General features: G+C 38.7%; 1 protein-coding gene. It reads left to right on the top strand.

Features of this window, described 5'->3' with window-relative positions; all coding sequences use genetic code 11:
- Positions 1–228 precede the first annotated feature (228 nt).
- Positions 229–551: GTP-binding protein (locus H8S52_RS19755; protein ID WP_032602753.1), on the top strand; the 323-nt coding region annotated here is incomplete at its 3' end.

Below are 551 nucleotides of genomic sequence, written 5' to 3' on the forward strand. Positions count from 1 at the left end.
CCAGTTGAACCTACGCTTCCCTAATAAAATGTCTATGGTAAAAAGTTAAAAAATCCTCCCACTTTTGTTAGATATATTTTTTTGTGTAATTTTGTAATCGTTATGCGGCAGTAATAATATACATATTAATACGAGTTAGTAATCCTGTAGTTCTCATATGCTACGAGGAGGTATTAAAAGGTGCGTTTCGACAATGCATCTATTGTAGTATATTATTGCTTAATCCAAATGAATATTATAAATTTAGGAATTCTTGCTCACATTGATGCAGGAAAAACTTCCGTAACCGAGAATCTGCTGTTTGCCAGTGGAGCAACGGAAAAGTGCGGCCGTGTGGATAATGGTGACACCATAACGGACTCTATGGATATAGAGAAACGTAGAGGAATTACTGTCCGGGCTTCTACGACATCTATTATCTGGAATGGAGTGAAATGCAATATCATTGACACTCCGGGACACATGGATTTTATTGCGGAAGTGGAGCGGACATTCAAAATGCTTGATGGAGCAGTCCTCATCTTATCCGCAAAGGAAGGCATACAAGCGCA

The sequence above is a fragment of the Bacteroides sp. NSJ-48 genome (assembly GCF_014287405.1).
In the GTDB taxonomy this organism is placed as follows: domain Bacteria; phylum Bacteroidota; class Bacteroidia; order Bacteroidales; family Bacteroidaceae; genus Bacteroides; species Bacteroides stercoris.